A 12,142-nucleotide genomic window follows, 5' to 3' on the forward strand; every position below is an offset into this window, starting at 1 on the left:
TCACCACTCCGCCATCGAACCGTCGTCGTGCCGCCACAGCGGGTTGCGCCACGCGTGGGGCCGCTTGTCCGCCCGCCGTACCGCCTGCTCGTCGACTGTCACGCCGAGGCCGGGCAGCGGGGTGCGGTGGGCGTACCCCTGAACGAAGGCGAACGGCGTGGGGTCGAGGACGTAGTCGAGCAGCTCCGCGCCCTCGTTGTAGTGGATGCCGGCGCTCTGCTCCTGGATGAGGAAGTTCGGCGTGGCGAAGGCCACCTGGAGGCTGGCGGCCAGTGCGATCGGCCCGAGCGGGCAGTGCGGCGCGAGCTGTACGTCGAACGTCTCGGCGAGCGAGGCGATGCGCCGTACCTCGGAGATGCCGCCCGCGTGGGAGAGGTCGGGCTGTGCCACGGCGAGCCCGGAGCCCAGCACGGGCAGGAAGTCGGAACGGGAGTACAGGCGCTCGCCGAGCGCGATGGGCACCTCGGTCGACGCGGTGAGCTCGCCGAGCCGGTGCAGGTACTCCGGCGCCAGCGGCTCCTCGACGAACATGGGGTGCAGGTCGGCGATCGCGGCGATGATCCGCCGTGCGCTGGCCGTTCCGGCGCGGCCGTGCAGGTCGACGGCGAAGTCACGGGAGGTGCCGAGCGTCGCCCTGGCGACCTCGGCGCGCTCGACGACGGCGGCCAGGCCCGCCGCGCCGATCGACCGGTCCATCAGGCCGGACCCGTTCATCTTGATGGCGGTGAACCCGGCCTCGACCTGCTTCTCGATCGCCTCGCGCAGCTCGCCGGGGTCATCGCCGCCGACCCACGCGTACGCCCGGACACGGTCCCTGACCGGTCCGCCCAGTAGCGCGTGCACCGGCGCCCCGTAGTGCTTGCCCGCGATGTCCCACAGCGCCTGGTCGAGCCCGGCCACCGCGCTCGACAGCACGGGACCACCCCGGTAGAAACCCCCCTTGGTCAGCACCTGCCAGTGGTCTTCGATCCGCAACGGGTCCTGGCCGAGCAGGTGTTCACCGAGGACCTCGACCGCCGCCCGCACGACCTCGGCCCTGCCCTCGACGACGGGCTCCCCCCAGCCGACGACGCCGTCGTCGGTCTCCACCCGGCAGAACAGCCAGCGCGGAGGGACGAGGAACGTCTCGATCCTCTCGATCTTCACTTTCCCTCCAGGTGTAGCCGTTCGACGTCGTTCCACGCCTTGGCCAGCAGATCCCGCATCGCGGCCTCGGCCGCGGCCTCGTCGGCGGCCCTGACGGCGTCGAGAACCGCCAGGTGGCTGGGCACCGGGTCGTCGCTGTCGCGGGAGCCGTGGACGAGCCGGTCGCGCCCGGCGAGCCCGGCGCCCATCACGACCTCCATGCGTACCAGCAGCTCGTTGCCGCCCGCCGCGAGCAGCGCGCGGTGGAAGAGCAGGTCGGCCTCGACGACGGCGCCGGGATCGCCCGCGTCCCCCGCCTCGGCCATCCGGTCCAGCGCGGCCTGCAGTTCCTCCAGCTGCCCGGGGGTACGGCGTAGCGCCGCCAGGCGGGCGACCGGCGGCTCGACGATGGCCCGCAGCTCATGCAGGTCGCGCAGGAAGCCGTGGTCGGGGCGGCCGGCGAACTTCCACCGGATCACGTCGCCGTCGAGCAGGTTCCAGTCGGAACGCGGACGCACGTACGTGCCCAGCTTGGGCCGGGCGGAGATGAGCCCCTTGGCGGTGAGGACCTTCATCGCCTCGCGCAGCGCGGTCGAGCTGACGCCGAGCCTGTCCTGCAGGACGGACACGTCGAGGGGGTCGCCCTCGCGGCACTCACCGCTGAAGATCATCGCGGCGATCGCCTCGACGGTCTGTCCGTGGAGGCCCCGTCCGCTGTACACAGCCATCATGCCGAGTCCTTCACTATGCTCCATCCGCCGTCGACGACCAGCGACGCGCCCGTGACGAACGAGGCCTCGGACGACGCCAGGAAGGAGATGACCGAGGCGACCTCCTCGGGCGAGCCGAACCTCTGTAGCACGGTCGCCCTGACACTGCCGGCACGGCCCTCCTCGTCGACCCGGTCCCAGGCCGGGGTCATGATCGGCCCGGGGATGACGCAGTTGACGCGTACGGCCGGGCCGTACTCCACCGCGAGCTGCCGGGTGAGCGCCGTCAACCCGCCCTTCGCCGCCGCGTAGGCGGGATGTCCGGGAAGCCCGACGAGAGCGTGTACCGATGAGGTGATTACCATGGCGCCACCGGTGCGAGCAAGATCGGGCAACAGCCGGCGGGCGGCCAGGAAGGTCCCGGTGAGGCTGACACCGATCTGCCGGTTCCACGAGTCGAGCGACGTCTCGTGCGCGGGCGCCACCTCGACGGTGTACGCGTTGCTGACGACCACGTCGATCGGTCCCCGTCCGGCGATGCGGTCCCAGGTCTCCTCGCGGCTCACGTCGCCCGCCAGGAAGGTGGCCTCGCCACCCGCCGCGCGCAGTTCGGCGACCAGCGCCTCCCCGGCCTCGGACACGTCGACGACCAGCACGGAAGCGCCCTCGGTGGACAGCTGCCTGGCGGTCGCCGCGCCGATGCCCGACGCGCCTCCGGTCACCACGGCGCTCCTGTCGGCGAAGCGGCCCGTCACGCGTCCTCCTGGCGGATCACCGTGACGTCGTGGGGCGCCAGCTCGACACCCGCGGCGTGTACCGGACGGTCTCCGTGGTTGAGCAGGAACAGGAATCGGCGGCCGTCTCCGGCGACCCGCGCCACCGCCTCGACGCCGTCGGGGAGGTTCGGCAGGACGGGGGAGACCTCGGCCAGGCGGAGCGCGTCGCGGACCAGTTCGCGCATGGTGTCCTCGTCGGGGCGGGTGCCCAGGTAGGTCGCGGTGCCCGAGCCGAAGGTGTGCCGGGTGACCGCGGGCAGCCCGGCCAGCGGTCCGTCAGCGTAGGCGGCGAGCTCACTCGCGCCCTCCGGCACGATGTGGTCGGCCCACAGGTCGGCCGTCCCCCCGAAGCCTCCGGCGTTCCCGGTGCCTTCCCGGTCTTCCGGGCCGCCCGGGACCAGCTTGACGCGCTCGCCTTCGCTCAGCGGCCAGAACTCCTCGATCCGCAGTCCGAGCGGTTCGCGCAGTGCCCCCGGGTAGCCGCCGAGGCGTACCCGGTCGCACTCGTCGGCGATGCCGCTGAAGAAGGACACCAGCAGGTGCCCGCCCGCCCGCACGTACTCGCGGAGGTTCGCCGCGGCGGCGTCCGAGCACAGATAGAGGTTGGGCACGACCACCAGCCGGTAGCCCGACAGGTCGGAGTCCGGCGGCACCACGTCCGCGGTGACGTTCTCCCGCCAGAGCGGCGTGTAGTGCGCGCGCAGCCGCTCGGGCAGCTTCAGCTCCCCGGGTCTGGCGTCCAGTTCGAGGGCCCACCAGTTCGCCCAGTCGTGCACGATCGCCACGTCGGCGTGGACCCGTGAGCCCGTCACGTCGCGCAGTTCGCCGAGCTCGGCCCCCAGCGCGGTGACCTCGCGGAAGATCCGGTTGTCGGTTCCGCCGTGCGAGACGATCGCCGAGTGGAACTTCTCGGCGCCGCCCGCGGAGGCGCGCCACTGGAAGTACATGACCGCGTCGGCGCCCCGCGCCAGCGCCTGGTGGCTCCAGAGCCGGTTCAGACCGGTGTGCTTGGGCCGGTTCGGCGGCCGGTAGCTGATCGCTCCCGCCGCGCTCTCCATCATCAGGTACGGCTGCCCGCCGCGCAGCGAGCGCATCAGGTCGTGGAAGAGCGCCGCGTCGACGTGGGCCCGGGGGTCCTTGGGCTCGGGGTAGATGTCCAGCGCCACGATGTCGAACTCGGCGGCCCACGAGAAGTAGTCGACGGACCGCCACAGGCCCATGACATTGGTCGTCACCGGGACGCCGGGGGTCAGTTCCAGCAGCGCCTCGCGCTCGGCCCGGTAGCAGGCGAGCAGGGCGTCGGAGCTGAAGCGCCGGAAGTCGAGCTCCTGGGCGGGGTTGGTCAGCGTCGGGGCCGTCCTGGGCGGGTGCACCTCGGCCCAGTCGGTGACGCGCTGGCTCCAGAAGGTCGTCGACCAGGCGGTGTTCAGCGCGTCGAGGTCGCCGTACCGCTCGCGCAGCCAGCGCCGGAAGTCCGCCGCGGAGACCTCGCAGTAGCACTCGTCCAGGTGGCAGCCGTACTCGTTGCCGACGTGCCAGAGCGCCAGGGCCGGGTGCTCGCCGTACCGGACGGCCAGCCGCCGGGCGAGCGCCACGGCGGCGTCGCGGTAGACGGGGGAGCTGGGGCAGTAGTGCTGACGCGACCCCGGCCACAGGGTGACGCCGTCACGGGTGACGGGCAGGGTCTCCGGGTGCAGCCGGGGCAGCCAGGAGGGCGGCGACGCGGTGCCGGTGGCGAGGGACACCGCGATACCCGCCTCGCCGAGCAGGTCCATGACCTCGTCGAGCCAGCCGAAGTCGTACTCGCCGGGGGTGGGCTCGACCGTGGCCCAGGAGAAGATGCCCAGGGTGACGAAGTTGACCCCGGCCTCGCGCATCAGCCGGACGTCCTCGCGCCAGACGTCCGGGGGCCACTGCTCGGGGTTGTAGTCGGCGCCGAAGCCGAGGCCGTCCAGCCGGTCGTAGAGGTGGGTGATCCTGTTCAACCCTTGACGCTCCCTGAGGTCAGGCCCGCGCGCCAGAAACGCTGGAGCGAGGCCATGGTGAGGATGAGGAGGAGCGCGGACACCGCCGCGCCGGTGACCGTGAGCTCGTAGAAGGCCGGGTCCCTGAAGGTCTGCGAGTTCCACTGCGCCAGGCCCAGGGTGACCGGGTAGAGCCGTTGGTCGGAGAGCATCACCAGGGGCAGGAAGTAGTTGTTCCACACGCCGATGAACTGGAACAGGAAGATCGTGACGAGCGCCGGACTCATGATCTTGAGGACGATCCGGAAGAAGATGCGGTACTCTCCGGCGCCGTCCAGCCGCGCCGCCTCCAGCAGCGCATCCGGGATCGCCGCATTGGCGTGGATGCGCGCGAGATAGACCCCGAAGGGACTGACGACGCTGGGCAGCAGCACCGACCAGAAGGTGCCGGTGATCCCCACCTCGCTGAAGATGAGGTACGTCGGCAGCGCCAGCACCGTGGCGGGCACGAGGACCCCGGCGAGGACCAGGTTGAACAGCACCTCCCTGCCGGGGAACGGATACTTGGCCATGGCGTACCCGGCGCCGGCCGACAGCAGGGTGGCGACCAGCGCACCGGCTCCCGCGTACAGGAAGCTGTTCAGGATCCAGCGGCCGAACAGGCCGTCCTCGGTGCCGAACAGGCGGCCGAGGTTGGTGCCGAGCTGCGGCTCCGGCGACCAGAGCCCGAAGGTGCCGAACAGGTCGGCGGAGCTCTTCGTCGCGGCGATCAGCACCCAGACGACCGGCAGCAGGAAATAGACCGCCGCCGCGCCCAGCAGGGCCAGCACCACGACCGACGAGGGACGGATCCGCCTCACCATGCCCGGTTCCCCTTCCTGTTGACCATGCGCAGGAACCCGAACGAGATGACGAACGACATGATCGCGATCAGCGTCGCCTCCGCGGACGCGAGGTGGATGTTGCTCTGCGCGAAGGCCTGGTTGTACGCGGCCAGGTTCGGGGTGTAGTCGCTGTTGATCGCCGTGGTGAGCGGTTTGAGGACCAGCGGTTCGACGAAGAGCTGGAGCGTTCCGATGAGGGTGAACACCGTGATCAGGACGAGCGGGGCACGGACCAGGGGGATCTTGACATGCCAGGCGATCCGCAGCTCGTTCGCGCCGTCCACCCTGGCCGCCTCGTACAGCTCCTGCGGGATGGCCTGGAGACCGGCGATCAGCACCAGCATGTTGTAGCCGGCGAACTGCCAGGTGGAGATGTTGGCGATGGCCAGCAGCACCGTGTCGGGACCGAGGAAGTCGTGTGGCAGGCCCGCCGCGGCCAGCAGGTCGATCAGCGGGCTGGTCTGCGGCACGTACAGGAAGCCCCACAGCAGGGATGCGATCACGCCGGGCACGCCGTAGGGGAGGAAGAAGGAGACCCGGAAGAACGCCCGGAAGCGCGCGCGGGCGGAGTCCAGGAGCAGGGCCAGCGCCAGCGCGCAGACCACCATGATCGGCACTTCCATCAGGCTGAACAGCAGCACCCTGACGATGCTCCCGACGAAGGCGGGCGAGGTCAGCGCGGTGACGTAGTTGTCGAGACCGGCGAAGTCCAGGGTCGGCTCGGTCAGCCCGAGGCCGCTGCTGGTGAGCTTGAAGAAGCTCTGGTAGACCGCGTAGCCGATGGGCGCCAGAAAGAAGAGCGCGAAGACCACGAAGAAGGGTATGACGAAGACCGCGACGTGTGACCGGGAGCGGCGGGGGTGCCGCGGACGCGTGTGGTCCGCCTCCGCTCCGGCCTTCGGCGTCTCCCTCTGCAGCACCCCCGTCACCGTCAGCCTCCCGTCACCACGTTGAGGCCCTTGGCCTTCAGCTGCTCGACCATCGCCTGCTGGCTCTTGGCGAACGCGTCCGCGAGCGTGCCCTCGCCCTGCACCGCGGCCTTGGCGTTGTCGGTGACCGATGCGTACAGCGCCTCGCTGACCGGAGGCCAGCGCCAGTCGCCGCTGACGGCCGCGTCGGCCTCCTTGAAGACGTCCCAGATGTTCTGGCCGCCGTAGAAGGGGAAGACGGTGTCGTCCTGCTGCAGGTTGGTGATCTGGCCGGTGTCCTTGACCGACGGCCAGCCGTACCCGGCCGACAGCAGGATGTTGACGCTCTGCGGGTCACTGTTGAGCCATACCGCGAAGGCGGTGGCCTCGGCGGGGTGCTTGGTGCCTTTCAGCACGGCCGAGGAGGAGCCGCCGGCCCAGCTGGCCGAGGCGAACCCGGTGCTGCCCGCCCACTGGGGCATCGGGGCGACGGCCCACTTGCCGGAGGTCTTCGGCGCGTTGCCGCGGATGATCGCGTCTCCCCAGGAGCCGCCGATCCAGCCGACGACGCCGCCGGTCTGCAGGTCCTTGTACCAGGCGTTGGACATGTCGGCCTCGGTCTTGACCAGCTTGTCGTCGAGCATCTTCTGCCAGAAGTCGGCCACCTTGCGGGTGTCGGGGTTGTCGATCGTCACCTTCCAGGCGTCGCCCTCGGTGCCGAACCAGCCCTGCCCGGCCTGCTGGGCGAGGGCGATCAGCCAGGGAGCCTGGTTGGCGGCGAAGGTGGAGATGTAGGAGTCCTTGTCCTTCTTCCGGATCGTCCTGGCCGCGGCGGCGAAGTCGTCCCAGGTCTTCGGGGCCTCGATGCCCCACTTGTCGAACAGGTCCTTGCGGTAGTAGAAGCCCATCGGCCCGCTGGCCTGCGGGATGGCGTAGACCTTGCCGCCGAAGACCCCGGTCTGCCACTGCCAGTCGACGAACGTCGACGCGTGCCGCTCCGCGTGCTGGGTGATGTCCTCCAGCGCCCCGTTGACCAGGAAGGAGGGCAGGGAGTCGTAGCCGACCTGGGCCACGTCGGGCGCGTTGCCCGCCTTGACGCCCGCGAGCATCTTGGCGTAGCCGCCGTCGGGGCCGGCGGTGATGGTCTCCAACTGGACCTTGATGCCGGGGTGGGAGGTGTTGAAGGCGTCGACCGCCTTCTGGATGTTGGGCACCCAGGACCAGAACTTCAGGGTGACCGGCTGGGCCGGGTCACCGCTCGCCGGACCTGCGGCGGGCTCGCCGGACGCGCCGCCGCAGGCCGCGGTCACGCCCAGTGTCACGGCCGCGGCGGCCACGGCCGCAAGCCGCGCCACCCTCGGCATCTTCGATCCCATGTTGACTCCCTGTGAACGGAGGAGATGCCCGGTGGACAGCTTCCGGGCAGTGCCTGGCAGACCTGCAGGATCCGATTACCGAGGGACATTAGTCATATTTTATTAATAATACAAGAGTGTTTCCGAGTCGTTACCTTACGTTGCCTGCTTGTCGTTAGATGCCACTTGACCTGCTCTTATCCATGGATCGCCAGGCGTGGCCGAGATCGTCGCGCCGGATGCCGGGCGGCCAGGTGAACTCGGCGCCCGGATCCTGCGTACCTGCCGGTGAGAGCCACATCGAACACCGGCGTGCGAGCCGGACCCCGGCTCACGGCTCGCGCACGCCCTTGACGGTGCACATCCTCACGCTGGAAGGATCGGGATGGACATCACTGCCTCTGTCAGGACTTCTCGCCCCCACATCGAGGCTCCGTGCCCTCCGTGGTGCGAGCGTGCGCACTCCACCGCCTACGTCACCCACGCGGCCGACATCGCCGAGGTGCGCAACCCCGACGGGTCCACGGTGACGGTCACGCTCTCCCAGCACCTCCAGCCCGGGTACGTGGGGGAGCAGGTCGTGCGCGTCTACACCCGCCTCGGCGAGGAGACCGGCATCGCCGACCTGTCGCCCGACTCGGCCGAGGCCGTCGGGCGTTCGATCGTCGCCTTCTCCCCGGACGGGGCCATGCGCCTGTACGGGCTGGCCCTGCAACGGGCCGCCGCGCACCTGCTGTTCGGTGGGCTGGAGGCGCCCCGGGACAGAGGGGAGGCGGCCGGGCGGGCCGCCGCCGAGTCGCCCTCGCAGGAGAAGCTGTTCCGGATCGCGTTCCTGTCCGGCTACCTCAACGCGACGAGGGCGCCGGGATCGTTGAGCGGGGGAGCGGTCGAGCGCCGCCTCAGCCGGGTGCTGTCGCCGAGGGAGACGAGCGAGCTGTGCGACATCGTGCGCGGCATGTTGTCCCGCCGTACCGCGGCCGGCCGGGATGTCGCACATGACGACACCTGCGACCTCGCCTCGGGCCGGTACCGAGGAAGAAAGCCGGAGATCACGACTCCGGTCTCGGCGATGAACCCGTCCGGCAGGTCGAGCCGGCGACGGCCGCGCTGATCACGGCGAGCGCCGCTCCCACCCACATCACCGCGGAGATCGACACGCTGTCCACGATCCGGCCGCCGGCGAACGAGCCGAGCGCGATGGAGACGTTGAAGGCGCCGACGAAGAGCGCCGTGCCCATTTCGCCGCCGCCCGACCGCATGATCCAGAGCTGCAGGGTCACCCCCACGCCGCCGTAGCCCAGGCCCCACACCATGAGCACGATCAGGGGCAGGCCGATCAGGGGCAGCGCCGCCATGGAGAGTGCCATCAGCACGGCCAGCGTGACCAGGACCGGCTTGGGGTTCCTGGCCACCCGTGCGCCTGCCGCGAAGTTGCCGGCCACGCCCGCGGCGCCGTACAGGAGGAGGGCGGTGCTGACGAGGGCGGGACCGGCGTGCGAGACCTGCTCCAGGAACGGCCGGACGTAGGTGTAGGCCGCGAAGTGACCGGCCACGATCAAGACGGTCAGGACGAGGACGACCTTGAGCGGGCCGGAGAGCCACGTGAACCGCCCCTCCGACGCGCGGGCCGGGGCCTCGCGGGGCAACGGCTCGGACGCGTGGGCTCGGGGTTCGCCGGGCAGAGGCGGCAGGGTGGCGGCCAGCAGCGCGAGTAGGACCAAGGCCAGCACCCCCATGGCGATGAACGCGGTCCGCCACCCCGCGAACGACGAGATGAACGTCGCCACGGGCACCCCCAGTACCGACGCCACCGACACCCCGGCCAAGATGATCGACGTGGCCCGCCCGACGGACCCTTCGGGCACCAGTCGCAGGCCGAGTCCGGCCGCGAAGGCCCAGAACCCGCCGATGCTCACCCCGGTCAGCACCCGGGCGGCCAGCATGACGGGGTAGTTCGGCGCGAACGCGCCCGCCAGGTTGGCCACCGCCAGCAATGCCATCAGCCCCAGCAGCGTGATGCGCCGGTCGAGCCGTCGGGCGGTGATCGCCAGCACGGGCGCGGAGACGGCGGCTACCAGCCCGGGCGCCGACATCATCAGCCCGGCCGTCCCGTCGGAGACGCCGAGGGTGGCGGCGATCGAGGTCAGTAGGCCAACGGGCAGCATCTCGCTGGTCACGATGGTGAAGGTGCCCACCGCGACCGAGGACACGGCGAGCCAGCGCGCCCGGGGAGCGGCGGAAACATCGGTCATGGTCATGCCGGCCAGCTTTCTGCCGGTCACCAGCGGGAACAATGGCGAAGGTCGAAGGCTTGGTTTAGGTGGACTAAACGATCAGGTGGAGGTGGGGATGGAGTTCAGGGAGCTGGAGTGCTTCGTCGTACTCAGCGAGGAGCTGCACTTCGCGCGTACGGCCGAGCGCCTCTACCTGTCGCCCGGCAGGGTGAGTCAGCTCATGCGCTCGCTGGAGACCAGGCTCGGCGGCGGGCTCTTCCACCGGACCAGCAGGCGCGTGCGCCTCACGCCCCTGGGCGAACGTTTCCTGGCCGACCTGCGCCCCTCCTACGACGGCCTCGCGAACGCGGTCAGCCGGGCCAAGGCGGCCGCCCGCGAGGTGACAGGCGTGATCAGGCTCGGCTTCCTGGCCACGCCCACGGATGTCGTCACCGGCAGCGTGCGTGCCTTCGAGCGCTGGTACCCGGGGTGCGAGGCGGAGTTGGTGGAGATCCCGCTCTCCGACCCCTTCGGCAAGTTGCGGGCCGGGCAGGTGGACATCGCGTTCACGCTGCTCCCGGTGGACGAGCCCGATCTGGCGACGGGTGAAGGGCTGAACCGGGTCTCGTACCGGCTCGGTGTCTCCTCGCGCCACCCGTTGGCCGCCCGTGCGAGCATCGGCGCCGAGGAACTGGCCGGCGTATCTCTGATCGGCCTGGACGGCCCGGCTCCGCGCACGTGGCGCGAGCATGTGGCACCGTCCGCGACCCCTTCCGGCCGTCCCATTCCCCGGGCCGGTACGGTGGCCACCAGCCAGGAGGGACTGACCCAGGTGGCGCTCAACCGGGGCGGCATGTTGTTCTGCACACCCACGGCGGCTTACCACGGGCGCCCGGATGTCAGCTTCGTCCCCGTCACAGGGTTGCCTCCCTCGATCCTCGGCCTGGCCTGGGTGAAGGCGGCGGAGACGGCGGCGATCCGGGCGTTCAACGAGGCGGCCGTCGGGCACGCGCTCGGGGTACCGGTTTCGGACACGGGTTCCTGAGTCGGAAAATGGGCTGTAAAGGAAGATTTGTCTATGTATGCACATGCGATTGCAAGTGCATACGCAAGTGCGTGCCTAGCGGGACTGTGAGATTCGCACTGTATATGTGAAACTGTGGCACCGTAGGAAGGTGCGACAGGGAGCCGGCATGGCCAGAGGGACCGCCGAGAACAGCGGCGCGCAGAGCGGTGTTCTCAGCTACGCGGGAGGTGGCGGCCCCACCGTCCTGCGCATTCTTCTCGGTGCCCAGCTGCGGAGGCTGCGCGTCGCCAAGAACATCACCCGTGAACAGGCCGGCTACGCCATCCGCGCCTCGCACGCCAAGATCAGCCGGCTGGAGCTCGGGCGGGTCGGTTTCAAGGAACGCGACGTCGCGGATCTGCTGACGATGTACGGGGTGACCGATACCGAGGAAAGGGCCCCGCTGCTGACACTGGTCCGTCAGGCCAACGCGCCCGGTTGGTGGCACAAGTACAACGACCTGCTCCCCAACTGGTTCGAGGTCTACGTCGGGCTCGAAGAGGCGGCCTCGACGGTCCGGACCTACGAGGTGCAGTTCATCCCCGGCCTCCTGCAGAGCCCCGAGTACGCGCGGGCCGTCATCATGCTCGTGCACGGCGGCGCCTCGGCGAGCGAGGTCGACCGCCGGGTCTCGCTCCGTATGGCCCGTCAGCAGCGGCTGATCAGGCCGGACGCTCCGACGCTCTGGGCGGTGATGGACGAGGCCGTGCTGCGGCGGCCCATCGGCGGGCCCCAGGTGCTGCGCGCCCAGGTGGACCACCTGCTCGAAGCCGTCGAGATGCCCAATGTCAGGCTGCAGATCATGCCGTTCGACCGGGGCGGTCACGCCGCGGCTGGCGGTCCGTTCTCCATCCTGCGCTTCCCCGAGCGGGAACTGCCCGACGTGGTCTACATGGAACAGCTCAACAGCGCCCTCTACCTGGACAAGCTCGACGAGACCGACCACTACATGCAGGTCATGGACCGCCTGTGCGTCCAGGCGTACTCCTTCGCCGAGAGCCGGAGGTTCCTGGAGGACCTTCGTGAGGAGCTCTCGGGCTGATACGGGACCGCAAGGGCTGTTCGCCGGCGGTTCCGGGGGAATGCGCTGCCCGGGAGTTCGGGGCCGTCCTAATTTTCGATCAGATGATATGTCGTTTCA

The 12,142-nt window shown here is 70.1% G+C and carries 11 protein-coding genes; 3 read left to right on the forward strand and 8 right to left on the reverse strand.

Going from position 1 to position 12,142, the window contains the following annotated elements:
• Genes dgoD through AB0K21_RS09130 form a run of 7 tightly spaced genes read right to left on the reverse strand, consistent with a single transcriptional unit; the run spans position 1 to position 7,743 of the window.
• Entirely contained in the window at positions 1-1,146 is a 1,146-nt protein-coding gene (gene dgoD / locus AB0K21_RS09100; protein WP_343966897.1) for a galactonate dehydratase, read from the reverse strand.
• Positions 1,143-1,856: a FadR/GntR family transcriptional regulator gene (locus AB0K21_RS09105; protein ID WP_343966895.1), complete on the reverse strand. Its 714-nt coding sequence runs from the start codon at positions 1,854-1,856 to the stop codon at positions 1,143-1,145. Before AB0K21_RS09105 ends, dgoD begins: the two co-directional genes overlap by 4 nt.
• A complete protein-coding gene (locus AB0K21_RS09110) occupies positions 1,853-2,590 on the reverse strand; it encodes an SDR family NAD(P)-dependent oxidoreductase (RefSeq protein WP_343966893.1) in 738 nt (245 codons plus the stop codon). Before AB0K21_RS09110 ends, AB0K21_RS09105 begins: the two co-directional genes overlap by 4 nt.
• Positions 2,587-4,596: a beta-galactosidase gene (locus AB0K21_RS09115; RefSeq protein ID WP_343966891.1), complete on the reverse strand. Its 2,010-nt coding sequence runs from the start codon at positions 4,594-4,596 to the stop codon at positions 2,587-2,589. The genes AB0K21_RS09110 and AB0K21_RS09115 overlap by 4 nt, the downstream gene beginning before the upstream one ends.
• Positions 4,593-5,438, reverse strand: coding sequence for a carbohydrate ABC transporter permease (locus tag AB0K21_RS09120; protein ID WP_364148936.1), 846 nt, complete (start codon positions 5,436-5,438; stop codon positions 4,593-4,595). Before AB0K21_RS09120 ends, AB0K21_RS09115 begins: the two co-directional genes overlap by 4 nt.
• Positions 5,432-6,388: a sugar ABC transporter permease gene (locus AB0K21_RS09125; RefSeq protein WP_343966886.1), complete on the reverse strand. Its 957-nt coding sequence runs from the start codon at positions 6,386-6,388 to the stop codon at positions 5,432-5,434. The genes AB0K21_RS09120 and AB0K21_RS09125 overlap by 7 nt, the downstream gene beginning before the upstream one ends.
• Positions 6,389-6,390: 2 nt before the next feature.
• Positions 6,391-7,743: a sugar ABC transporter substrate-binding protein gene (locus tag AB0K21_RS09130; RefSeq protein ID WP_364148938.1), complete on the reverse strand. Its 1,353-nt coding sequence runs from the start codon at positions 7,741-7,743 to the stop codon at positions 6,391-6,393.
• Between the two features lie 364 nt (positions 7,744-8,107).
• On the opposite strand from AB0K21_RS09130, the gene AB0K21_RS09135 reads away from it, so the two are divergent.
• A complete protein-coding gene (locus tag AB0K21_RS09135) occupies positions 8,108-8,833 on the forward strand; it encodes a hypothetical protein (protein WP_343966882.1) in 726 nt (241 codons plus the stop codon).
• Here the strand turns inward: AB0K21_RS09135 and AB0K21_RS09140 are convergent.
• Positions 8,772-10,004: an MFS transporter gene (locus tag AB0K21_RS09140; protein ID WP_343966880.1), complete on the reverse strand. Its 1,233-nt coding sequence runs from the start codon at positions 10,002-10,004 to the stop codon at positions 8,772-8,774. The two genes, AB0K21_RS09135 and AB0K21_RS09140, sit on opposite strands and share 62 nt — an antisense overlap.
• Before the next feature lie 67 nt (positions 10,005-10,071).
• Between AB0K21_RS09140 and AB0K21_RS09145 the strand changes: the two genes are divergently transcribed.
• On the forward strand, positions 10,072-10,980 hold the full coding sequence (locus AB0K21_RS09145) for a LysR family transcriptional regulator (RefSeq protein WP_364148941.1): 909 nt from the start codon (positions 10,072-10,074) through the stop codon (positions 10,978-10,980).
• Between the two features lie 148 nt (positions 10,981-11,128).
• The gene (locus tag AB0K21_RS09150; protein ID WP_343966876.1) at positions 11,129-12,043 is read left to right on the forward strand and encodes a helix-turn-helix transcriptional regulator; all 915 of its coding nucleotides are present in this window, start codon (positions 11,129-11,131) and stop codon (positions 12,041-12,043) included.
• Positions 12,044-12,142: the final 99 nt, after the last annotated feature.

Origin of the sequence: Streptosporangium sp. NPDC049248, assembly GCF_040678965.1 — a bacterium.
GTDB classification, from domain to species: domain Bacteria; phylum Actinomycetota; class Actinomycetes; order Streptosporangiales; family Streptosporangiaceae; genus Streptosporangium; species Streptosporangium fukuiense.

Bases quoted from the DNA above. Each gene is read 5' to 3' on its own strand.
- AB0K21_RS09105 (WP_343966895.1), bottom strand. From the start codon at position 1,856: ATGATGGCTGTGTACAGCGGACGGGGCCTCCACGGACAGACCGTCGAG.
- AB0K21_RS09120 (WP_364148936.1), bottom strand. From the start codon at position 5,438: ATGGTGAGGCGGATCCGTCCCTCGTCGGTCGTGGTGCTGGCCCTGCTG.
- AB0K21_RS09130 (WP_364148938.1), bottom strand. From the start codon at position 7,743: ATGGGATCGAAGATGCCGAGGGTGGCGCGGCTTGCGGCCGTGGCCGCC.
- AB0K21_RS09135 (WP_343966882.1), top strand. From the start codon at position 8,108: ATGGACATCACTGCCTCTGTCAGGACTTCTCGCCCCCACATCGAGGCT.
- AB0K21_RS09145 (WP_364148941.1), top strand. From the start codon at position 10,072: ATGGAGTTCAGGGAGCTGGAGTGCTTCGTCGTACTCAGCGAGGAGCTG.
- AB0K21_RS09150 (WP_343966876.1), top strand. From the start codon at position 11,129: ATGGCCAGAGGGACCGCCGAGAACAGCGGCGCGCAGAGCGGTGTTCTC.